Source organism: Niallia alba, assembly GCF_012933555.1.
Taxonomy (GTDB): Bacteria; Bacillota; Bacilli; order Bacillales; family Cytobacillaceae; genus Niallia; species Niallia alba.
In genome coordinates, this window is the sequence record NZ_JABBPK010000001.1 from 2,924,163 (window position 1) to 2,948,066 (window position 23,904).

General features: G+C 35.0%; 20 protein-coding genes and 1 riboswitch. Of the genes, 4 read left to right on the forward strand and 16 right to left on the reverse strand.

Annotated elements, in window-relative coordinates; genetic code table 11:
* Positions 1–124 precede the first annotated feature (124 nt).
* From HHU08_RS14065 to ku, 8 genes are all read right to left on the reverse strand, one after another.
* Positions 125–325: a cold-shock protein gene (locus HHU08_RS14065; RefSeq protein WP_016203922.1), complete on the reverse strand. Its 201-nt coding sequence runs from the start codon at positions 323–325 to the stop codon at positions 125–127.
* A gap of 311 nt (positions 326–636) precedes the next feature.
* Complete coding sequence (locus HHU08_RS14070; protein ID WP_016203923.1) at positions 637–1,473, reverse strand: bifunctional 5,10-methylenetetrahydrofolate dehydrogenase/5,10-methenyltetrahydrofolate cyclohydrolase; 837 nt, start codon at positions 1,471–1,473, stop codon at positions 637–639.
* Positions 1,474–1,516: 43 nt separating this feature from the next.
* A riboswitch (ZMP/ZTP riboswitch) is annotated at positions 1,517–1,600 on the reverse strand.
* A 719-nt stretch (positions 1,601–2,319) separates the two neighbouring features.
* Positions 2,320–3,975 (reverse strand): glycerol-3-phosphate dehydrogenase/oxidase, encoded by a 1,656-nt coding sequence (locus tag HHU08_RS14075; protein ID WP_101731033.1) that lies wholly within the window; start codon positions 3,973–3,975, stop codon positions 2,320–2,322.
* Positions 3,976–4,256: 281 nt separating this feature from the next.
* A complete protein-coding gene (glpK, locus tag HHU08_RS14080) occupies positions 4,257–5,747 on the reverse strand; it encodes a glycerol kinase GlpK (RefSeq protein ID WP_016203925.1) in 1,491 nt (496 codons plus the stop codon).
* Between the two features lie 25 nt (positions 5,748–5,772).
* The gene (locus HHU08_RS14085) at positions 5,773–6,591 is read right to left on the reverse strand and encodes an MIP/aquaporin family protein (protein ID WP_169188714.1); all 819 of its coding nucleotides are present in this window, start codon (positions 6,589–6,591) and stop codon (positions 5,773–5,775) included.
* 305 nt (positions 6,592–6,896) lie between these two features.
* Positions 6,897–7,442: a glycerol-3-phosphate responsive antiterminator gene (locus HHU08_RS14090; protein ID WP_101731032.1), complete on the reverse strand. Its 546-nt coding sequence runs from the start codon at positions 7,440–7,442 to the stop codon at positions 6,897–6,899.
* Between the two features lie 63 nt (positions 7,443–7,505).
* Positions 7,506–8,153, reverse strand: coding sequence for a phosphatase PAP2 family protein (locus HHU08_RS14095; protein ID WP_169188715.1), 648 nt, complete (start codon positions 8,151–8,153; stop codon positions 7,506–7,508).
* A 62-nt stretch (positions 8,154–8,215) separates the two neighbouring features.
* The gene (gene ku, locus HHU08_RS14100) at positions 8,216–9,049 is read right to left on the reverse strand and encodes a non-homologous end joining protein Ku (RefSeq protein WP_016203930.1); all 834 of its coding nucleotides are present in this window, start codon (positions 9,047–9,049) and stop codon (positions 8,216–8,218) included.
* Positions 9,050–9,240: 191 nt separating this feature from the next.
* Between ku and ligD the strand changes: the two genes are divergently transcribed.
* The gene (ligD, locus tag HHU08_RS14105; RefSeq protein ID WP_169188716.1) at positions 9,241–10,458 is read left to right on the forward strand and encodes a DNA ligase D; all 1,218 of its coding nucleotides are present in this window, start codon (positions 9,241–9,243) and stop codon (positions 10,456–10,458) included.
* A gap of 20 nt (positions 10,459–10,478) precedes the next feature.
* Here the strand turns inward: ligD and HHU08_RS14110 are convergent, their stop codons facing one another.
* Together HHU08_RS14110 and dapF are read right to left on the reverse strand one after the other, a co-directional pair.
* A complete protein-coding gene (locus tag HHU08_RS14110; protein ID WP_169188717.1) occupies positions 10,479–11,408 on the reverse strand; it encodes an ATP-dependent DNA ligase in 930 nt (309 codons plus the stop codon).
* Positions 11,409–11,589: 181 nt separating this feature from the next.
* The gene (gene dapF / locus HHU08_RS14115) at positions 11,590–12,576 is read right to left on the reverse strand and encodes a diaminopimelate epimerase (RefSeq protein ID WP_016203933.1); all 987 of its coding nucleotides are present in this window, start codon (positions 12,574–12,576) and stop codon (positions 11,590–11,592) included.
* Between the two features lie 639 nt (positions 12,577–13,215).
* Here dapF and HHU08_RS14120 point away from each other — a divergent pair.
* Positions 13,216–14,553 (forward strand): ISLre2 family transposase, encoded by a 1,338-nt coding sequence (locus tag HHU08_RS14120; RefSeq protein ID WP_100525934.1) that lies wholly within the window; start codon positions 13,216–13,218, stop codon positions 14,551–14,553.
* Positions 14,554–14,716: 163 nt separating this feature from the next.
* Here the strand turns inward: HHU08_RS14120 and HHU08_RS14125 are convergent, their stop codons facing one another.
* From HHU08_RS14125 to HHU08_RS14135, 3 genes are all read right to left on the reverse strand, one after another.
* A complete protein-coding gene (locus HHU08_RS14125) occupies positions 14,717–15,952 on the reverse strand; it encodes an EAL and HDOD domain-containing protein (RefSeq protein ID WP_101731027.1) in 1,236 nt (411 codons plus the stop codon).
* A 483-nt stretch (positions 15,953–16,435) separates the two neighbouring features.
* Complete coding sequence (locus HHU08_RS14130; RefSeq protein ID WP_016203935.1) at positions 16,436–17,734, reverse strand: NCS2 family permease; 1,299 nt, start codon at positions 17,732–17,734, stop codon at positions 16,436–16,438.
* A gap of 227 nt (positions 17,735–17,961) precedes the next feature.
* Complete coding sequence (locus HHU08_RS14135) at positions 17,962–18,747, reverse strand: hypothetical protein (protein ID WP_169188718.1); 786 nt, start codon at positions 18,745–18,747, stop codon at positions 17,962–17,964.
* 196 nt (positions 18,748–18,943) lie between these two features.
* Here HHU08_RS14135 and HHU08_RS14140 point away from each other — a divergent pair, with 196 nt between their 5' ends.
* Entirely contained in the window at positions 18,944–19,435 is a 492-nt protein-coding gene (locus HHU08_RS14140) for a YdcF family protein (RefSeq protein WP_169188719.1), read from the forward strand.
* Position 19,436: 1 nt separating this feature from the next.
* Here HHU08_RS14140 and HHU08_RS14145 read toward each other — a convergent pair whose 3' ends face one another.
* Positions 19,437–19,775 carry a DUF4870 domain-containing protein gene (locus HHU08_RS14145; protein WP_101731023.1) on the reverse strand — a complete coding sequence of 113 codons (339 nt, stop codon included), beginning with the start codon at positions 19,773–19,775 and terminating at the stop codon, positions 19,437–19,439.
* A gap of 429 nt (positions 19,776–20,204) precedes the next feature.
* Between HHU08_RS14145 and HHU08_RS14150 the strand changes: the two genes are divergently transcribed.
* On the forward strand, positions 20,205–20,762 hold the full coding sequence (locus HHU08_RS14150) for a GNAT family N-acetyltransferase (RefSeq protein ID WP_101731022.1): 558 nt from the start codon (positions 20,205–20,207) through the stop codon (positions 20,760–20,762).
* A 71-nt stretch (positions 20,763–20,833) separates the two neighbouring features.
* Here HHU08_RS14150 and HHU08_RS14155 read toward each other — a convergent pair whose 3' ends face one another.
* Positions 20,834–22,477 carry an FAD-dependent oxidoreductase gene (locus HHU08_RS14155; protein ID WP_169188720.1) on the reverse strand — a complete coding sequence of 548 codons (1,644 nt, stop codon included), beginning with the start codon at positions 22,475–22,477 and terminating at the stop codon, positions 20,834–20,836.
* A 91-nt stretch (positions 22,478–22,568) separates the two neighbouring features.
* Complete coding sequence (locus HHU08_RS14160) at positions 22,569–23,867, reverse strand: arsenic transporter (protein ID WP_169188721.1); 1,299 nt, start codon at positions 23,865–23,867, stop codon at positions 22,569–22,571.
* Positions 23,868–23,904 lie beyond the last annotated feature (37 nt).

Here is a 23,904-nt window from a genome sequence, read left to right on the forward strand (position 1 = left end):
AAAACAGCCTAAACATAAAATATATAACAAAGCTTTTATAGTATTATCCTTATAAAAAAGTTCAAGTAAACATCATTAAAAAAGGTGATGCATTTTGAAAGGCATCACCTTTTTTGATTGTTTATTAAGCTTTAGTTACGTTAGAAGCTTGTGGTCCACGGTTACCTTCAACGATTTCGAAAGTTACGTCTTGGCCTTCTTCTAAAGTTTTGAAACCTTCTGTTTGGATAGCAGAGAAGTGAACGAATACGTCTTGACCTTCAGAAGACTCGATGAAACCGAAACCTTTTTCTGCATTAAACCATTTTACTTTACCTGTGTTCATTGTAAAACCTCCAAAAATGTGTTACACACTAAGCACCTAATATAACTTTTAGGAATCGATACGTCATTCAACATGAAAAAGCCATAGTTGGAATGATGTAGAAGAAAATCGCCTACATACATTGCAGCTACGACCACCTTATCCTTAAAACATATACCGAACTTAATTGCGTTACATTTATAATATAATTTTATTCCCTTTTTGTCAATAGCGTTTTCAAAACTTTAAGTGATTCATTCTTTAAGAAAATTAAAGGGATCAATGTAAAAACAAATACATTTCATTCTACCTGAACTAAAAATCTCCTTAGATTAAATTGATTCCGCAGAGTCAACTGTATGTTTTAAGAGCATACTAATGGTAACTGGCCCTACTCCTCCAGGAACTGGTGTAATAGCAGCAGCCTTTTCTAAACAAGCTTCGTAGTCCACATCACCAATATTACCTTTATTATAGCCTGCATCCAAAATAACTGCACCTTCTTTAACCCAGTCACCTTGAATAAAGTTTGGTCTTCCCACAGCAGCAATAACTATATCTGCTTGTCTTACATGATCTTCGAGGTTCACGGTTCTAGAGTGGCAAGTTGTTACAGTCGCATCTTGATTTAATAACAGGGCAGAAACTGGTTTTCCTAATATTGGACTGCGACCTACAACAACCGCATGCTTTCCACTAACTTCCACCTCATAATGATCGATTATTTTCATGATTGCAGCTGGCGTACAAGATGGATATTTACCAAATCCAAGAGCAGTTTGACCATATCCAAAGCTAGTTACCCCGTCCACATCTTTTTCGATATCAATTGTTTCAAAAGCTTTTCGTTCATCTATATGACTTGGTACCGGATGCTGCAATAAAATACCATGTACATCTTTATCCTTATTTAATTTATCAATCGTTGCTAATAATTCTTCTGTTGTTGTTTCTTTGTCTAATTCAATTTTTCTTGATTCTATTCCAAGTCTTGCACATGCATTACCCTTCATTCGTACATAAGTAGCCGATGAGGGATCGTCTCCAACTAATATTGTAGCCAAGCAAGGAGTTATTCCTTTTTCCTTTAGAGCACTAATTCTTCCTTTTAATTCTTCCTTTACTGCATTTGCTACTACATTTCCGTCTAAAATCAATTTTTCCGACATGTATATACCTCCTGGTAAATTATAAAAAGAAGTGCTTTTTCTGCTCTTCTGCCCAGACGACCGGCTATACATATACACAGCTCCCATATGGTTATTTCCATTTATGTCGTCAGTTACTATGTATTGATAAGTACCTTTGTATCATATCATAGCTCGATTTTAATTGAAATAAATTTTCCGATCATTTCAATTATCATGAACGAAAAGTATCGTCTTTTTCTAAGTAATTGAAAAAAGGATCTTCTAAACTTTAATAAACTCAAGTTTAGAAGATCCTATCACAGTATCCATTATAATGAATACATCTTTAGCTATGCATATATTTAAGGAAATACACTTAAAACTAAAATTGGTGTAAATGCCTAAAACAACGAAAGCCCTACCTCTCTTTCATCCTTACGGCTCCTAGGCCGTGCCAGTTTGAATTTAGGGTGAATTGTGCAGAACACAAAAATACATTTTTGAAAAAATAATGGAAGGATTAATCCGCATTAGGAAGGATTTTAAATGTGTTTTTGAAGATAAATGGAGTGTAATTGTTTTGAATGCTCTTATATAGTTGTTCCGTATACTTATAAATTTCTTGTTACCTTACACATAATTCTACAAAATTCTGTTAAACCTCAAATACATACAATAAACATCATAGCGCAGAATTAGATTGGAGTCAACATTTAGTTTCCCTATTTTTGTAAAAATGTTTATTTAATGGTTGCTCGAGCCATGTTTTCTAAAAAGCGAAGTGTATTTAGCCTGCAGGCTGAATACACTTCGCTTTCCATCAATAACTTTGGAAAAATGAATGATAGAAAGAGAAAAGAATTTAAGTAATTTTTTCTATTTACATTATCCTTCAAATGGTACTGTTGCTTTGTGAATTTCTGCTTCTAGTTCTACTGTTAAAGTATTGATTCTTTCATCGTTCCAGTTATAATAATCTGCCATATAGTTAATTACAGACTCTTTTACTTCTTTCACTTTATCGATATCGAAAAGCAACATTCCTGTACGTCTTAACAATACGTCTGTTGGTGTCATAGCAAATTCGTATTCTATTGCATAAAGAATTCTTGCAAGAAGAACTGGTGAAAGCTCTTCATTTTTTGCAAGTGATTCTTTTGCAAGTTCATATAGAATCGGAGCATTGCTGCCATATAATTTTGCAATTTTTTCGGCATCTACTTTGGAGAGACCCGCTTCCACTCCCTTTGATACTACATCTTTAATATAGGTGGAATAACCACTAGAACCACCAACGTCACCACCTGAGATGGGTAAAGATTTAGTCATGCATTTTTTATATGTTTTCCCAGTATTCTCTTCCAGTCTAACTGCAACTAGATTAACAACTGTTTCGGCCATTTTGCGGTAACCAGTTAATTTCCCTCCAGCAATGGTAATAAGTTTACTTTCCGACTCCCAAATTTCATCTTTTCGTGAAATTTCGGAAGGATCTTTTCCGTCTTCCAAGATTAATGGTCTAACTCCCGCCCAGCTTGATTCTACATCTTCCGCTGAAACAGATACAGATGGAAACATAAATTTAATTGCTCCTAAAAGATAATCCCTATCTTCTTCAGACATGGAAGGATGGATTGGATCATCACTATAAAAAGTATCGGTCGTTCCGACATATGTTTTCCCATCACGAGGAATCGCAAAAATCATTCTTCCATCAGGAGTATCAAAATAAATCGCTTGTTTCAGCGGGAAAACAGATTCATTAATTACTAAATGGACACCTTTTGTGAGTTGAAGTGTTTTTCCTTTTCTGCTTCCGTCAATAGTTCTTAATGTATCTACCCATGGCCCAGTAGCATTAACAATTACATCTGCATAAATAGGATAAACTATATCCGTTATTAGATTTCTTACTTCCACACCTTCTACCTTTCCATTTTTATCATATAAAAAGTTTTCTACTTTTGTGTAATTAATGGTCGCTGCCCCATTTTCTACTGCTTTTTTCATTACTTCTACTGTCAAACGACTATCATCTGTACGATATTCAACATAATATCCGCCACCTTTAAGACCATCTTTTTTTATTAATGGCTCTTTCGATAGCGTTTCATCTTTTGAAAGCATTTTTCTTCGTTCAGACTTTTTTACGCCTGCAAGAAAATCATACACTCTTAAACCAATATTTGTTGAAAATTTACCAAAAGTTCCATCTTGATAGATAGGTAGTAACATCCATTCTGGTGTAGTTACATGTGGCCCATTTTCATAAACAACTTCCCTTTCTTTCCCTACTTCTGCTACCATCCTCACTTCAAATTGCTTTAAATAGCGTAGTCCTCCGTGCACTAATTTTGTCGATCTACTTGAAGTCCCTGCAGAGAAATCCTGCATTTCTACAAGTGCTACTTCCATTCCTCTTGTTGCTGCATCTAAGGCTATCCCTGATCCAGTTATGCCTCCACCGATAACTAGGACATCAAATTTTTTATTTCTTAATAGTTCTTCTATTTTCTCTCTACTACTTGGTTTTTTTTGCAAAGTAAAAACCTCCCTATAAGTGAACACCTTGTTGGTTAATTAAATCTCCATCTTTTAAAAACAGCAATATACGTTATCAATCTGCCATTTAAGTAAACAAAAAGAGACCACAAAGCTACATTACCATTATGATGATAATGCCTTGTGGTCTCTCCGATTCTCCAGACAAATATTATTAACTTAATTATATTATAACATATTATTCTATATATTCATAGTATTTATACTATTCATTAGAAATAATTCTCATAAATAACAAAGATTTCATTTTCCAAAATCCTTTATTTAAAAGCCATTGTTGCTTTAACCGCTTTCTTCCATCCATTATATAATTCTTCTCTTGTCTCTTCCGCCATTTTTGGTTCAAATGAGCGATCAAGACTCCATTGCTCCGCAATTTCATTTTGATCCTTCCAGTAGCCAACTGCCAAACCTGCAAGATAAGCTGCCCCTAACGCAGTTGTTTCATTTACAACCGGTCTTTCCACTGGCACATTTAATAAATCTCCTTGGAATTGCATTAAGAAATTGTTTCGCACAGCTCCCCCGTCTGCTCTTAATGTTTTTACTTGAATATTCGAATCTGATTCCATAGCAGAAAGAACATCTTTCGTTTGATAAGCGAGTGATTCAAGTGTTGCACGAATAAAATGCTCCTTTGTTGTTCCTCTAGTTACGCCGAACATAGCTCCACGAACATCGCTGTCCCAATATGGAGTACCAAGACCAACGAATGCCGGAACTAAATAGACTCCATCCGTAGAATCTACTCTGCTTGCATAATCTTCACTATCTTTTGCATCCTTTAACATCCTTAGCCCGTCTCGTAGCCATTGGATAGCAGAACCTGCGACAAATATACTTCCCTCAAGCGCATAATTCACTTTTCCATCTATTCCCCATGCAATTGTTGTTAATAAACCATGATCTGACTTCACAGCTTTTTCTCCAGTATTCATTAACATAAAGCAACCTGTTCCATACGTATTCTTTGCCATTCCTGCTTCAAAACATGCCTGACCGAATAAAGCTGCTTGTTGATCTCCTGCTACACCAGCGATCGGAATTTGCTTCCCAAAGAAATGCCCTTCCACCGTATAAGCATAAATTTCTGATGATCCTTTTACTTCCGGCAACATTGATTTTGGAACAGTTAAAATTTCTAGTAACTCTTCATCCCATTTTAAATCATAAATATTAAACATCAACGTACGAGAAGCATTGGTATAGTCTGTTACATGAGCTTTCCCTCCAGACAATTTCCAAATGAGCCATGTATCAATCGTCCCAAATAACAACTCACCATCTTCTGCTTTTTGTCTTGCACCATCTACATGATCTAAAATCCACTTAACTTTCGTTCCAGCAAAATAGGCATCGATTAAAAGCCCTGTTTTGTCACGGAAAAGTTGATTATATCCTTGCTCCTTCAACTCTTCGCATATCCCATTTGTTTGTCTTGATTGCCATACAATAGCATTATAGATTGGAACTCCAGTATTCTTATCCCAAACAACTGCTGTTTCACGCTGATTAGTAATCCCAATTCCTTCTATTTGTTCTGGTTTAATATCTGATTCAGATAAAACGGTTGCAATCACAGCCAGAATAGAACCCCAAATTTCATTTGCATTATGTTCTACCCAACCTGGCTTAGGAAAAATTTGCGTAAATTCCTTTTGGGCTACATGAACTATTTCCCCTTTTTTATTAAAAATAATTGCTCTTGAACTTGTTGTCCCCTGATCTAGTGATAAAATAAATTTTTCCATCATAATTCCTCCCCTTAGTAAATATTCACGCTACTTTTTTACCAATACTCTTACTTTCCCCTTTTGTAATAAAAAATGCAAGCAATAATATAAGTACATTTATCGCTATAACAACCCAAAAGCTTGATAAGACAACACCTTTAAAAAGATAAGTATAAACATTAGCTGCTAGAGAACCGCCAAGAATCGGTCCAGCTACTGGAATCCACGCATAACGGAAATTAGAGGATCCTTTTCCCGCAATCGGTAACACAAAATGAGCAATTCTTGGACCAAGATCACGTGCTGGATTAATCGCATAACCCGTAGTGCCTCCTAATGACATTCCGATTACAACAATCAATAAACCTACAGCAATTGGGTTAAGTCCTTCTGTAAAATTATTTGCTCCAATGAACAACAAACCAAGCACTAGCATAAACGTTCCAATCAATTCACTTAAAATATTAGAAAAAGTATGTGGGATAGCTGGTCCTGTTGAAAATACAGCCAGTTTTGCGTCAGAATCCTTTGTTGCACCCCAATGTGGAAGATAGTGTAAATAAACAATGCATGCTCCTAGAAATGCACCAATCATTTGTGCCAAAATATAAGGTACTACTTCATTCCACGGGAAATCTCCTGTAATCGCAAGAGCAATCGTAACTGCTGGGTTTAAGTGAGCACCACTAATACTGCCTACAGCAAATACACCCATTGTTACAGCTAATCCCCATGCAATGGTAATGACAATCCAGCCACCGCCATTAGAGAACGCTTTCTTTAAATTCGCCCCTGCGACTACTCCTCCTCCAAACACAATCAAAATCATCGTTCCAATAACTTCTCCCATAAAAGCAGACATAAAATCCCCCTTCTCCTTTTTCACTCTGTTCATTCAGTTTTCACAAAAATTCCTTTTGTTTCCATTCTAGCTTTCTTTTCTAATGTAACATTATCTTCACACCTGAAGCACAGAGTGATAGTAATTAAAAAAATGCGCAAAAAAAGGAGTGCACGACAGAGTACAGCCACTTAATTGTGACTACTGTGTGCATCTCCTTTTCTCCAACACATTAAATTAACTTGTAAGATTATTGTAAACGCTTACTGTTGGTCTGTCAATTATTTTTATTATTCCCACTGTAAAAATACATTTAATACCGTTAGTCACTTTATCCCTTGCCACAATTCTTTTTTGGAAGTAGTAATTGCCGTGGCACCTGCCTCAATTGCTTTTCTAACATCTTCTTCTGTTCGAATTAAACCCCCTGCAAGAATTGGCACATTTAAACTGTTTTTAATTTCATTAATCATCCAAGGCATTGTTCCTGGTAGTACTTCAATATAATCTGGATGGGTTCTTTGAACGAGTTTAACGCTTTTGGCAATGGCATGACTGTCCAGCAAAAATACTCTTTGTATAGCTATTACATTTTTCTGCTTTGCTTTTAAAATGACAGATGATTTTGTAGAAATGACTCCATATGGCTTAAACTCCTGGCAAATAAACTCTGTGCCAAAATCATCGCTTTTTAATCCTTGAATTAAATCAACATGATAAATCATTTTTTTATTTGCCTGTTTCGCAAGGAGGCTAATATGCTTTAATTGAGAAATATGCACTTCCAAAAACACGCCAATTTCATAATCGCTTTTTAAAAAAGCTTCGAATTCTTTCATATTTGATGATGCTGGTATGATATGCTGATTCATTCATTTCTTCCCCCATAATTCACTTCTTTTATTTCTCTTATTTATAGGTTTAAAACAATCCTCTCACCGCTTCGCTTTATATTCATAGAGACGAAAAGCTAAAATACAAACTGCTGAATAAGCAATCCCTATTGCATATCCACCGACAACATCTGTCGGATAATGGACCCCTAAATATATTCTGCTTACACCGATTAGCAGGATAAATAAACTGGCGATTATATACGCCACTACTTTCTTCCCAGTTGATTTTACAATATGTATACACAGATATGCACATGAGCCAAAGAAAATAAGGGAGCCCATTGAATGTCCACTAGGGAAACTATAGCCTTTCTCTATTATAACAGGCAAAATATCTGGACGCTCTCTTTTAAATAACCATTTAAGCAACTTATTTAAAAGTGCGCCAAGACCATTTACTGAAACGATAAAAATAGCTAACGCATATTTTTTTTTCCATAACAAAAGAGCCGCTATAATTGCTATTGCAACAGCGATAAAGAATACAGATCCTAAAAATGTAATTCGTCCAACCCACATTGTTAAATCGCTTGAAATAAAAGACTGAATAAACTTGATGATAGTATTATCAAATGAAAGGATATCAGTACTAGTCACATGTTTTGCAATCACATAAAAAAGACTACAAAAAATTAGGATAATCGCAATCATTGATACTATATACTTTGTCGTAATTTTTCTTTCCATGTAAATACCTCGCTGTTATATAAGGTGCTAGCTTATTTTTCAAAGCTAGCACCATCTCCATTTTAAGCCTCTTTAACAACTTTCTTTCTTGTTGGCTTTTTTTTCTTTTCTTCTGTTTTCTTTGGTTTTGTATTGTCAATCGAAGCTTGAAGTGCGGCCATTAAATCCATCACATTAGATTCTTTTGGTTTATCCGCACCTGTAACAACTTCTTTTCCAGCTTTTTTTGCTTCAATTAATTCAAGTAGTGCGGTTCGATATTCATCGATGTATTTTTCAGGAGTAAATTCTGTTGTTAATTGGTCTATTAATAAAATGGCTGTTTCTAACTCCTTTTTTTCTATTTGATTGGCTGCCGGCACATTAGGAACATCCTCTACTTTGCGGACTTCATCAGGAAAATGGATTGTCTCCATCACAAGTGTATTTTCATATACACGAATAATAGCCAGCTGCTCTTTAGAACGAATGATAATTTTTGCTATGCCTACTTTCCCTGTTTCTTGTAATGCTTGTCTCAGCAAAGCATATGCTTTATTTCCCCCTTCTCCTGACGACATATAATAACATTTTTCAAAATAGATCGGGTCAATCTCATCCATTTTTACAAAGTCAATAATCTCTACTGCTTTGTCTTCGTTTTCTTTCCGTAGACTTTCCAAATCTTCTTCATCAAGGACTACATATTTACCTTTAGCATACTCATATGCCTTTACTATTTCTTCTGGGGCCACTTCTTTTTCACAAGCGGAACACTTCTTTTCATATTTAATCGGAGCATGACATGCCTTATGAAGCGTTCTTAACTTAATGTCTTTATCCTCTATAGCAGAATGCAGCTTAATTGGGATGCTTACTAGACCAAAGCTTATATTTCCTTTCCACATTGTATGCATACTTCTATCTCCATTCTCTTTTAGTTCAATCCAAGCTAAACATATGTTAAATAGTTAGCTTTTTATCTTTATTAATACATTGTGTTACCAAGTCTTTTTCATACTATTTAATTATTGGCAACACATACATTTCATACAGAACGAGATATGCAGGAATACTATTAATAGAATACATTCAGGAGGGATTACATATGCATTCAGCTGGATTTTTTATTAGTAGCTATCATAAAAAAACAGGAACATTTGGTGTTAGCGTCTGTTTAAATAAACACATTATCGCTGTCGGCTCTTTTAAAAAGGGATTAAAAAAAGAAGAAAAAACAGCTCTTATATCTATCATACAAGAACATTATAAAATAGAGGATGACGACTTTTATTATATGGAACCAGGAATATGCGTAGAATTACAATTTTCCTCCTTCGAACAACAAAAGATAATTAATCCAATTTTTAAGAAGTTTTTATATAATCAAAACTGGCAAGACTGTAAGTTAGAAAATATTCTGGAAACAGATGGTACTACTATTACCCATCCTGATAAACCTCTTTTTCCCGATACGTCCATTACTAAACTCGATTATATTTTGTATTTAAAAGAAATCAGCCCCTACTTTCTTCCTTTTTTACAAAATCGCCTACTAACAACGATCCGTTTTCCCCATGGTCTATTTGGAGAATCTTTCTATCAAAAACAATGCCCAGATTATGCCCCTTCCTATGTAGAAACATCTATGCATGAAGGGATTCAATATATTGTTTGTAATAACCTAGAAACTCTTTTATGGTTAGGAAATCAATTAGCGTTTGAATTTCATATTCCATTTGAAACCATCTATTCGGATTATATGCCATCTGAAATTGTGTTTGATCTTGATCCGCCGTCTGTTGAACATTTTCATATGGCAATTCAAGCTGCAAAAGCTCTTCAACAGATTCTTGATCGCTTGCAGCTTTTATCCTTTTTAAAAATATCAGGAAATAAAGGCATTCAAGTGTATTTACCACTTCCTGAAAAAACATTCACTTACGAAGAAGTACGTTTGTTCACAGAATTTATTGCTAACTATATGATTGTTGAGAATCCAGAACTTTTCACCATTGAAAGATTGAAAAAAAACCGCAAAAACAGATTATATATTGACTATATCCAGCATAGCGAGGGCAAGACAATTATTGCTCCCTATTCCATTCGCGGTAATAAAGGCGGATTTGTTGCATGTCCACTTGAATGGAATGAATTAACAGATGATTTACATCCTAGTCACTTTTCCATGAATGTAGTATTGCAAAGATTGCATAAAGGAATCAACCCATTTGCTCATTATTTTGAAGTAAAAGAAAAACAACCATTCCGTCAAGTACTAGAAGTATTAAGCAATCCACATAATAGTAAAGGGAGTATCGATTAACATGATAACTCCCTTTACTGTTATTCTAATTTGCATTCTTCAATTGGGACAGTTACAAATGATTCAATCACAGGGTGCCTCAAAGTTTTTCCTTCTGTCCATTCTAAAAAGGAAATTTTTACAGTGAGCGCTGGTCTTAACCAAACTCCTCCCTTCACATCGCATTGATTAAAAAAAGGACAATCTTGTATGATAATCGGCTCCATTACTTTTGTTATAGTGACCCAATCGTTTGCTGACAGCTTGCCTGAGCCAGCACTTCCAATATAGAATAACTTACCCACCTTATCAAATAATCCGAGATGAAGAGAATGGACTATATTATTTTTTATCGTAACTCCACCTACTATAGCGATTAAATCCTGCTCTTTTTTTCTCTTACGCCATCTAGCATCTTTTCCATTTATTGTATAAGAACTTTCAAGGTCCTTACATACAATTCCCTCCAGTTGATGCTGCTGACAAACCTCAAATAAACCTTGTGTATCTGAAAAACTTTCGACAAGTTGCACAACTTCATTTCCAGAAATTTTTTCACTTAATATTTGCTGTCTTTCCTGTAAAGGTTTGTCTACTAGCCAGTTACCATCCAAAAAGAGGATATCAAAAATCATATATGTAATGGGAACTTTTTCTTGCAACTCACTCAATCGTTCGAGATTTCGTAACCTATCACGCCTCATTACTTCATAAAACGACGGTTTTCCATCCTGTAATGCAATTACTTCCCCATCGAGAATGCAATTTTTTGCCTGGATAAATGAACTTGGTTTTAATAGCTCTGGATATTGTTGTGTTTTTTCATTTTTCTTTCGATTAAATAATTGCGTTCTATCCCCATCATAATAAGTGAGGATTCTTGTTCCATCCCACTTTACCTGAGCAATCCACTGATCGCCTTTTGGAATTACTTCTGTTAATATTGGTTCAAATGGCTTTATTGGTTTCATAACCTATTCCTTTTTTACTTACCATTTGCTAATTGAACAATATTATACTAAACGGCTACATTTCTATCTTTTAGGTGCTCTAAAGCAATGAAAAAGGTTAGTACCTATTCTACATAACGAAATGTTGAATAGACCTAACCTTATCATTCTATTCCTATCAAGCAAAACGTTTTCCCAAAAATTACTTTAAATGAGTCTCTACATACTTTTTTGCTTCATCTTGTAGTTTTTTATATTGAATAGCTTCAGCCTCAAAGTACTGCTTATTCGCTACTTCAAAACCATCAAGTGCATTCCAGTCAAATGTAACATCTGCTCGATAAACATATGTTGCATTTCCGATTAAATCGATTCGATATTGGTTATTTTGATTATGTACATAGCATCGAACTTTGCCACCATTATTATACACATCAACATAGCTATTTTCCTCATTATAACCATTTAATATGGAAACAAGGGTAGAAGCTGACATCGCGGTTCCGCATGCATTTGTAAAGCCAACACCTCGTTCATATGTACGGACATAAATACTGCCTTTATCTAGGATTGAAACAAAGCTAACATTAACTCCATCTGGAAAGTATTCATTTGGTCCATTCACATATTTACTTAAACCTTCTTGTATATCGGATTCAAGAACTGCCTTATTTACAAGCGTAATTAAATGTGGATTTGGTACTGCTAATGCAGTAAATAAAAGATCTTGATTTAACCCTGTGATTTTCTCATTTATTAGTGTATCAGTGCTCACCTGTAACGGAAGGTCTTTTGTGTGAAAAGAAACAGGAGAGATCTCTACCAAATACGTAGGAATATTGGGATAAATATCCGTTTCATTTTTCACTTCCAAATTAGCTTTCATCGTTTCAATTACAGCCTCTTCTACTTGAAGTAGTTCACAAACATAGCGAGCAACACAGCGAATGCCATTTCCACACATAGATGCTTCGGATCCATCTGCATTAAATACTCTCATTCTAGCATGAGCAACGCTACTTGGCATGACAAAAAGAATTCCGTCTGCACCTAAAGAAGACTGCCTGTCACATAATGCTATAGCTAATTGTGCTCTTTCTTCCTCTGTAAACTGATAGGCATTCGAAATCTCATCTATAATTAAAAAGTCATTGCCACTACCATGACATTTTGTTATCTTTATATTCATTCCAATTCCTCCAAGCTCATTTCAATCTTCTTTCATTTTACTGTTCCTTTGTCTAACCTGCAATTAATTAATTTTAAAAAAGAAGGTTTGTGGTGATCACCCGCAGACTGAATACACTTCGCTTTCCATGGGGCGAGCGCCAAGCCTCCTCGTTCCTGCGGGGTCTTGGACTTTCTCGCAGCTCCCATAGGAGTCTACGTGTATTCAGTCTGCTTCGTATTTCCTACTCATTATATTTTCTTTAAAAAAAGGATGAAACGAAACAACCTTTAAAAACGGATTGAAATGGAGCGGAGGGCACTCGGGCTCCTGCGGGAAGTAGAGCAATCTTTAGACCCCACAGGCTTTAGCCGAGTAGGCTTAGGTTGCTCCCCGGCGCATAGAGTGTCTGTAGCGTAATGGAACGAGTTGGTTTCGCTACTAAATGAGAGATTGTTCGTCTTTATCTATTATAGTATGAGTAAAATGTTTGTGGGAGAATAAATATCCTTTTTGTCTAGTTGGGGGACGAGTCCCCCAACTAGACAAAAAGGCCACCAAGCGAAAGCGCGGTAGCTGGAAAAAATTAAGTATTAAAAAAGAGAGCTTCCTTTTGTAAAGTAGAGTTTGACTAGAATACTACGAAAAGGAGAGGCTCTCATGAATCAATGTAACACAAAAATGCCATCATTAAAAGAATTGGAAAAAACTTTATTTCGAACACTACAAATGACCTTTCAAGAAATCCTTGTTCAAACATTAGAAAATTGGGATCTAGAGATTGCTCAGCAACGAGACAAAAGAAGATTTGCTTTACGAGATAAACGAGAAATACGAGTAGATACAGCGTTTGGAGCAGTGGAGCTGAAGCGTAATTATTATTTCGATCGTGTAACCAAAAAATATATTTGTCTGTTAGATCATTATTTACAGTTTCAAGGGAATAAAGGGTTTAGTCCACTATTAGAAGAATGGGGGCTAGAATTAGCGACAAATGGTTCCTCCTATCGAAAGGCGGTGGAAACGTTCGAACAATTTTTAGGCTATTCGGCGATGAGCCACGAAGCATTACGGCAACATCTTCTTCATACAAGCGTACTTCCCGCTAAGGAAAAACGTCCTTTTCAAAAGGTGTTGTTTGTCGAAGTAGATGGATTATATGTGAAGAGTCAAGAAAAGAAAAAGCGTGGATGGGAGTTGAAATTCGCCGCTGTACATGAGGGATGGAAAGAAAACGGAAAGCGAGTCAGGCTCCGAAATAAAAGGCATTTTCTCTATGAAGAAAAAGAACCCTTTTGGGAAGCTTTTGAAACATTCTTACAGAATCATTATGCGTATGATCCAACCCAAACCTTGCTTATTATTAATGGCGATGGAGCAGGCTGGATAACGGCATGTCGGGAGTATTTTCGGGAACGCGCCTTTTTCACCATGGACCGTTTTCATGTCGCTCGTTCGATGAAGCAACTAATGAAGAGCCATCCTCGATACCGCTACATGAAAAGAGCGTTAAAAAACTACCAGGTAGAAACATTACTTCTAGAGTTGAATAGCGCAGTAGGAACAATGGATACACCAGAAGAAGAAGAAAAACTAGCGCATTTCCTCGGCTTTTTAACGCATCATCAGGAAACCATAAAAGATTACCGTAGTTGGTTACAGGAGAAAGGCGTGGACACGACAGCGTATCGTCCAATGGGAAGTGCAGAAGCAATGATGAATCAATTAGCCAAACGATTAAAAAATGGAAGAGCATGGAGCAAAAAAGGCGTCATGAGCATGGCACGTTTGTGGATTGGGTTGAAGGATGATCTATCTATCCAAACGATATATGGAAAATGGGAAAAAGCCACGGAAAAATCAAAGAAAGAGCATCGACCGAAAAGAAAAATACCCACAAAATTAGTAACAGAAACCGTGCGTCAGAACATGCCATACTTAAATCAAGCGATTGGAAAACCCGTTCACTTTGCCTTACAGGGATTAAAAGGTTTTTAAAAAATGAGAGAATCAACAGTTGGAAGAACAAAACCAATTGGAAAGCGGATACAAACTTAGAGGTTTTACTTTATAAAAAAGGGAGCTAAAAAAACTCCCACAAAAACTTGACTCAATCATCTATTATATATTTTGTTTTGTCCCAGCCTTTATTATAGTATCATTATAAATAATCTTCATCTAAAAGCTTTTTAGCCCATGAAATGGATTCTGCATATACTTTAAACAATTCTTTTTCTTGTATATTTAATTCTTTACAACCGAGTCCGATGCTTGTCCAATCTGCAGTTTCTGCTGCAATTACCAATTGGAGCACTTCTCGCTGCATATTTTTCTTTCCTGAAAGGGCATGGACAATTGATTCATCTAAAGGCAAATCTGATAGAATGGTTTCCATATCTTGATTCATAATAGTATCCATTAGAGAAAACATCCCTGTTAAAAAAAAACTTCCATATTCCAATCTTTCTGGTATTAACTTTGCTACTGATTCACACATTTTAGAACGAATTAAACAATTATGCATCACTTCAAAAGAGATGCCATTCTTCCAGTCTTTTTCTCTAACTGTAAGAATATAAATCCATTTTTGAAGCTCTATAAGACCTATATAAATAATAGCATTTTTTATGCTAGTAACTTTTTGTTTCATCCCAAACCCTAATGTGTTTATTAATTTCAAAAGCTTGTAGGATAAAGAAATATCCTGTTCAATCAACTTTGAAATGCGATTAATATCTGGGGTTTCCTCATTCAAAAGTTCTAGAATTTTATAATACGTGTGGATATAAGTTGGTACATCGTGGGAAGTCATAATTAATGGTCTAGAAAAATAATAGCCTTGAAAATAGTGATAACCACTTTTTTTGGCTTGTTCATACTCTTCCCTTGTCTCAAGCTTTTCTGCAACCAATTCAATATCATGTTTTTTAGCTAGCGATTCCAACTCTTCCCGTACTTCTTTTGATGTATGCTTGAAGTCGACTTTAAGCATATCTGCTAATAATAATAAGGAATGTGCATATCCATTGCTTTTGTCAAAGATAAAATCATCTAAAGCTAATTTATAACCTAATTGTTTAAGTTCTAAACAAATATCAATAATTTTTTGACTTGGAACAACTGTCTCTAGAATTTCTATTATAATGTCCCTTGGTTGAAAATATGTAGGAAGCCTAAGTTCTAACAAGTTTTCTGTAAAATTGATAAAACAAGGTTTTCCATCTGATAATTTTTCCATCCCAATATTTAAAAAACTATTAATAATTAAACCTGTAGTCGCTTGATCTCCATCTACATTCGGAAATGAATTAATATTATTATCACGATAAAGTAATTCATATCCATAAACTTCTTCCATTCGATTAAATAGTGGCTGCCTCGCCACAAAAACTTCCATTCATTTACCTCCGTCGATCTATTACGCCATTAGCTATTGTCATTTTAATAAATTTATAAGTAGAAGGTTGTCGAACCTTGAGTGTTAGATGGCAAATTTTCTCGTTTAATTTGTCTTATTTTGGTATGTTATGGGGGTATCTAAGTTGAAATGATAAGAAATGATAAAGACCATCCTTTATTACGACGTTTTAGGAAAGACTCTTTTCTAAAGGCTGTTTTCGTAAAGTATGTTGCGTTTACCCGCAGTCGGAATACACTTCGCTCTCAGTGGGGGCTAAGCTTAAGCCTCCTCAGCTTTGAACTCCGGGGTCTCAGGCTGTCTCGCTAATCCCCGTGGCGTCTTCTTGTATTCCGGCTGCTCCATTTTTCCAACTAATTCTTTTTTCCGATTGAAAAAACAACAAGCTATACGAAAAAAGCTCGAACGATACATAAAAAGAACAAAGATTGTTCTTAAATAAAGGATGGTCTTTTTATTTGATTAATGTGTATATTGGAGCACAAAATTAATCAAAAACAATGAGGATATTAAATACAAAGGAAGTGAAACTTCTTTTGCTTTGCCTAATGCTATTTTTAAAATTGGGTAAAGAATAAACCCAATAGCCATGCCATCAGCTATGCTATAAGTAAACGGAATCATGGCAATAATAAAGAAGCTAGGAAAACTTTCACTTAGATCCTTTAGATCCAGATTACGGATATTTTGTAGCATTAATCCCCCAATAATAATTAAGATTGGTGCAATAGCACTGTCTGGAATTAATTTAATAACAGGAATAAAAAATGCAGAACAAATAAATAAAACACCTGTCGTTACTGCTGTCAAACCTGTTTTTCCACCTGCGGTCATACTTGCAGAACTTTCCACAGTCGCTACAGTTGGACTTGTGCCAAAAAAGCTAGAAAGAAATACAGAAATGGAATTAGCACGAAAAGCTTTCGAAAAACGTTCAGGTCTATTAATAAATTGCACATGATTATTTACAAGACCAATATTTTCAAAAACAAGTACCATTGTTAGAGAAAATACAGCAATCCAAAACGGAATCGTTAGCAGTTTATCAAAAGACAAATGACCAAACACAGTTTTGTATTCTTGCAAGTGAATCGATTGACTATTCCCGCTGTTTACTTCAATTAGCCCAAACATCCAAGCAATTAGCGTCCCAACAACAATCGTAATTAGAAAGTTGCCCTTCACATTTCGTAAGAAAAGAATGATACTTATTAAAAAAGTAAGCACAGTTGCTAGTACATGTAGATCACTAAAAGATCCTAAAGCGATAATCGAATTTGATCCTCTTTCTACAATGCCGCCTTTTTCCAAACCAATTAACATTAAAAATAGGCCTAAACCAACCGTAATTGATTCTTTTAACGAAACAGGGATAGAATCGCTCACAACTTTTGCCAATTTTGTAAAGGCAACAATCATAAACAAAATACCCGAGACAAATACAACTGCCAAAGCTTCCTGCCAAGTTAGAGACATTGATTTTACAATTGTGTAAGAAAATAAGGCATTAATTCCCATACCTGGTACTAGCAAAACAGGCACATTCCCATAAAAACCCATTAAAAAACAGCCGACAACAGAAGTAAGAATGGTTGCTACTATCGCTGCTTCTAAAGGGATACCTGCTTCCGCCAGAATTAAGGAATTTACTACCACGATATAGACAACAGTAAAAAATCCAATAACCCCTGCAAGGACTTCCGTTTTTATGGATGTTTGACTTTCCTTTAGCTTAAAAAACGAAAAAATAAACGTTTTCATCTGATATACCTATTTAGTTATAGCCCTCTCCCTACCCGCTTCCTTTTCCATACAAGAAAAGATGCCTAAAATTGACATGACTTTTTTTGTATTTAATAAGGTAGCCACAAGAACTTATAATAGCAGATTACCATTACTTTGCCAATATTTTTTAGGAGAAAACACTCACTTTTTCCTATTTTTTCAGCACTTTTTTGTAACTATTACCATAATGATTTCGTCGAAAGTTAATGATTGCTATACGCAAATATTTTCGTTAATAAAGCATAAACATGAATAATTTCTTTATCAGATGCATGATGATCAATTGTCAAAAGCGGTTGGTTAGGATCCATAAAACGCTTCGTCCATTCTTTTGGCATCCACCCTTTTCTCAAGTGCGCTAATGTTTGTCCATCTTCTTTCTCAAAGTGATATTCCATATGTCCAAAGCTTTTTTTCATCCTAATCATATTATCTCCATACAAAAAGTTGCTCACTAATCGTTTATCAGTTTTAAGCTCTATGATTTTACTGATTGTTTTCTTATTCTTATTTTTAATCTCTATCCGATCTTTTTTTATGGTAAAAATATATTGGAGCTCGTCCTCCGTATTATAAAATCCATATGATTTTGTATAAAAATGATCAAATAAAAATGGAAGATACCAGCGGATTAATGAAAATTTTTCATCTTTAATCTCTCCTATCTCCTGTCCATCTCTATCAAAAACAATCATACGTAAGGAGGGGGCAGGTAAAAAGGATAAAACAACTGTATTTGTTTTCAAAATCGATCTTGCTTTGCCAACGTTAAGGAATTTGTTCAGCTTTTCAAATCGCCTTTTATGTAAATAATACTGGCTAAAGCATGTTACACTGTATATTCCAAATGGTGCCAAAAGAAGGAGAAAAGCGATACTTGAATGACTAATTATAAAGACACCAACAAATAGAAAGATAGGAATACAACTAATTAAACTAGCGTTTAAGGCTGATATTGCTGTATATTTGTAATATTTTTCAATATTCATAATGAAAGCTCCTTTGTTTCCGTTCTTATCACATGAAAGAATTGTGAATTTGGGCTCATTTCTTAATCTTTACTATCTATTCTATTAATTTTATTCCAATCTATGATTAATTGGAGATGATTTTTTTGAGAAAAAACATATTCATTTTATTTTCGATTCTATTATTTTTTCTATCATCTACGTCTCATATACTTATATGAAAATAAAACAGACAGCTTCCATTAAACCGCCAAAAAACGTTTCTTATATAATTGTTTTAGGAGAAAAGGTAAATGGCGACCAGCTTTCTAAAGCGCTTCCATATCGTGCAGAAACCGCATTTGATTATTGGGAGAAAAACCAATCTTCAACCATTATTGTTACTGGTGGAAAAGAGAACGGGAAAGAAATGACAGAAGCAGCTGCTTTACTGAATTTTTTTATCGAACAGGGGGTACCTAAAGAAAGAATTCTTGTAGAAGATAAATCAACTAGTACTTACGAGAACTTACAATACACAAAAACGCTTTTTTCCATTAACGAAGCAGTTATTGTGAGTAATGATTTCCATTTGTTCAGAGCGCTAGAAATAGCGAAAGAACTAAAAATAACAGCATACCCCCTAGCCGCAAAAACACCAAAATCGGTAAAGTTAGTGCTGTACTTTAGGGAATATGCTGCCATCATGAAAATGCGCTTTACAAAATGAATTATTTAATAAAACGAATAGTTAACGGAATATGATAGTCCTGTCCTTCATAAGACTTTACTGCGGCGATAATCGTAAATACAAACGCCATTATTCCGATAATAGGTAAAATAATAAACCCTATTAAAACAAATATAAGAATCCATGCAACAAAGGAATAGATTGCATAGGAAATTAAAAAATTAAAATATGCCTTCCCATGATAATCAACAAATGGAGAGTCTTTTTTAACGAGCCATATGATTAATGGTCCGATAAAAGTTGTAAAAAAACTAGATACATAAATCAACATTGCAAAAATTCTATCATCATTTGATGATTTATCTTTATTGAAATCCATGAAAGTTACCTCCAACTAAAATTAATGATTGCTATGTTATTATATACGATTGTTCTCATTAAAGGTTTCATTTTTAGATAATATTTGTCCGATAATGAAAACTTACTCCCCGTTAAAAGTGGGATAAAATATGTTCCCTATTATCATATTAAGAATCGTAAATTCTATCTTAATAATTGTTCATTAATTATTTACATTTTGTTTGTATTTTCCTATTTTCAATTTCGCTGAAATTTTGTATGATATAGAAAAGTAATTTGTTATCATGCGATAATAATTAAAGATGGGAAGGCAAATGGTGCGCCACCGCTTTGGTTCTAGTGGGTTCGATTCCCACCCCGAAATTTTTTTTCAAATGGATTAAAAATTTCGAGGGTGGGCTTTTCTTTTTTCATGAGTAAGTTCTGCCCTCATAATGGAGGGATTATTGTGTTAAAGAAAAGAGACCTTGAGGAATGTCAAGCATTGTATCCTTTAATGACGCATCCAGATGTCTTCCCTTTCGTGCGTCAAAAAGCTAATTCTTATGAAGAATATCTTTTTCTAACGAAACAAACAATAGAAGCGGAAGAAAGAGGAGAACTCATTTCAAGAACCATTTTAGATGAATGGCACAATCCGATTGGTACGATTAATCTCTATGATATTAACGAAAATATCGGCTTTCTCGGAACTTGGTTGGGGAAACCATATCACGGAAAAGGATACAATCAAATAGCAAAAGATCTATTTTTCTCAGAAGCATTCTTCGATCTTACTATTGAAAGTATACTAATGCGGATTCGAAGCAATAATATCCGTTCACTAAAAGCAGCTGAAAAGCTTCCTTATGTGATTTCCGCTAATGAAACGAGAAGCAATCTTTTGCAAACATTAAATGGTTCTGGCATTCCATATCAATTATTTGAAATTCCTAAAGATTTATTTACTCTATATACTCTACGTCAAAATGCAGAAGAGACGACAAATGATTGCAGAGAGGCGTAAGCTTATTCCCATAATCTACTAAAGATCAGTGATAGTCCATTCGCCTATCAACTGATCTTATTTTATTTAAATTATTGATTCTTCTTGTAGTATTGATAATTTTTATTTCCACCGGATAGATTATAAAGTTCGGTGAATCCTAGATTCCGCAATACATTCTGTGCAGCATTTCCCGTTACTCCACTATTACAATAGATTACTGTCGGCAAGTTGGGGGCGAGTTTGGTTAAATTCTTACGCAAATCCACTAGTGGTATGTTAATCGCATTGTCGACACATGAAACATTAAATTGTTTGGCACCACGTGTATCAATAACTTGAATGGATTCTTTGTTATGGATTCTTTCCGTTAAAGCTTTAGGTGTGATTAATTTATTTTTCTTTTCAATCGCATTCTGCAAGGCCATTCCAGTGTACATAACTGGATCTTTCGTTGTGCTAAATGGGGGAGCATACGCAAGATCGAGATGAAATAAATCTTCTGCTTTTGCTTTAAAAGTAATTGCTGTTACAAACACATCGATTCTTTTATCTACCCCATCTTCCCCAACTATTTGCACTCCTAATATTCTACCTGTTTCCCTATCAGCAATTGCCTTTATGACTAACTCCTTGCCCCCAAGATACTCTGCTCTAGCTGGCTTTATATTATGGAGTATTTCAATATCATATCCTTCTTTCAATGCTTCTGTTTCGTTCATTCCAGTTTGTCCAACTGCTAAGTCAAAAACTCGAAGGATTCCAGTTCCTAAAATCCCTCTATGCTCTAATGAACCACCTGTTATCACATCACCAGCTATTCTCCCCATTTTATTTGCGGTACTACCTAATGGGCGATACAGTGGTTTCCCTGTTATTAACGAATAACTCTCAGCAACGTCTCCTACAGCATATATGTCTGGTAAGTTTGTTTGCATCTTGTTATTAACGACTATCGCCCCTGAATCACCGACCATTACACCAATAGCTTTTGCTAATTTCACATTAGGACGAACACCTGTAGCAAGGATAACAAGATCTGTTTCCATTGTTTTCCCTGATTTTGTTTGTATTTCCTTTTTGCTTATCGTTGTAACTTCCTCGTTTAATAGCAGATTAACCCCGTTTTTAATTAAGTGTTCCTGTACACGTGAAGCAATATCTTTATCCATATGTGTCAAAACTTGATTACTCCGTTGTACTAATGTTACTTCTAATCCTCTACGGGTTAGCTGTTCTGCCATTTCTAAACCAATATACCCCGCCCCGATAATTGTAGCCTTCTTGGGTTGCTGTTCTGTAATAAATTGATTAATCGCTACTGTATTTTGAATGGTACGAACCTGAAAAACTTGCTTACTTTCAATTCCAGGGATAGCTGGAGTTATTGGTGAAGCTCCCGTAGCGAAAACTAAAACATCATATACATCCTCTATAGTTTCATTTGTTTCCAAATTCTTCACTTGAACTTTTTTCTGAGTTGTATCTATTTTCGTGACTTCGTATCGGACAAAAACATCGACATTGTACCGCTTTTTAAACCAAGCTGGACTTCTCGGTATCAATGTTTCTATGTCCTCTACTTCTCCTCCTAAGAAATATGGGATTCCACAAGCAGAATAAGAAATATCATAATCAGCATTATAAAGGGTGATCTTCGCATTTTCATCATTCCTACGCGCTTTTGCTGCTACTGATGTTCCAGCTGCTACTGATCCTATAATAATTATTTTCATGTCAATCCTCCTATTACAAAAATTTATTTTTTCTTACTAAAGAAGCACCTATCTTTGGCAAACAACCTATTTAATATTCATAACAGGCCAACTACGAAAGAAAAGAAAGCCATAAATATAAACCGATTAACGTAATAAAAAGGGTAGGAATTGTTAGGATGATACCTGTTTTAAAATAAGTTCCCCATGAAATTTTAACCCCTTTTTGTGACAAAACATGAAGCCATAGTAAAGTAGCTAATGAGCCAATTGGTGTAATCTTTGGTCCTAAATCAGAGCCAATTACATTGGCATAAATTAAACCTTCCTTAATAACTCCTGTTGCATTTGTATCAGCTATTGCTAATGCATCAATCAGAACAGTGGGCATATTGTTCATAATCGAAGATATAATAGCAGCCATAAATCCCATTCCTAGGGTCGCAATAAAAAGGCCCTGATCTGCCGCTGCCTGAATTACTGTAGAAAGCAGGTTTGTTAATCCAACATTGCGAAGTCCATAAATAACCACATACATTCCTATTGAAAAGAATACGATTGACCACGGTGCTCCTTTCATTACATCTTTAATCGATACTGCAGCACTTCTTCTGGCAAAAACAAGAAAAACAATAGCAATGATACCTACAATAAACGATACCGGAATAGCAAGAAATTCACTACCTACATACCCAGTAAGAAGAAATGCTAAAATTAACCACGAAATACGAAACATTTTTGGGTCTTTAATTGCTTCAATTGGAGCCTTTAAGTGGTTTAATTCATATACCTTTGGAAGGCTCTTACGAAAATAAAGGTATAGGACAAGAATGCTTGCTGCCAAGGAAAAGAGATTTGGAATAATCATTCTAGTCGCATATTCAACAAATCTAATTCCAAAGAAATCAGCAGAAACAATATTAACAAGATTACTAACTACTAAAGGTAAAGAAGTTGTATCAGCAATAAATCCACTTGCGATAATAAATGGAAAAACCATTTTTTCATCTAGCTTTAATGCTCGTACCATCGCTAATACAATTGGTGTTAAAATAAGTGCCGCCCCATCATTAGCAAATAGCGCCGCAACTATTGCACCTAATATAGAAACATAAATAAACATTTTGACTCCGTTTCCCTTAGCAACGCGAGCCATATGTAATGCTGCCCATTCAAAAAATCCAATTTCGTCTAGAACCAGCGAAATAATAATAATAGCAATAAATGCAAGTGTAGCATTCCAAACAATTCCTATTACATCCACTACATCATTAAAATCCACTACACCAATAAGTAACGCTAATATCGCCCCCCCACAAGCAGACCAGCCTATTGAAAGATTTTTCGGCTGCCAAATAACCAAAGTTAATGTTAATAAAAAGATAATGATTGCCAAAATGGTTTGTAGCAAAATCTGTCAACCTCCATAAGTTACATCAAATTTCATT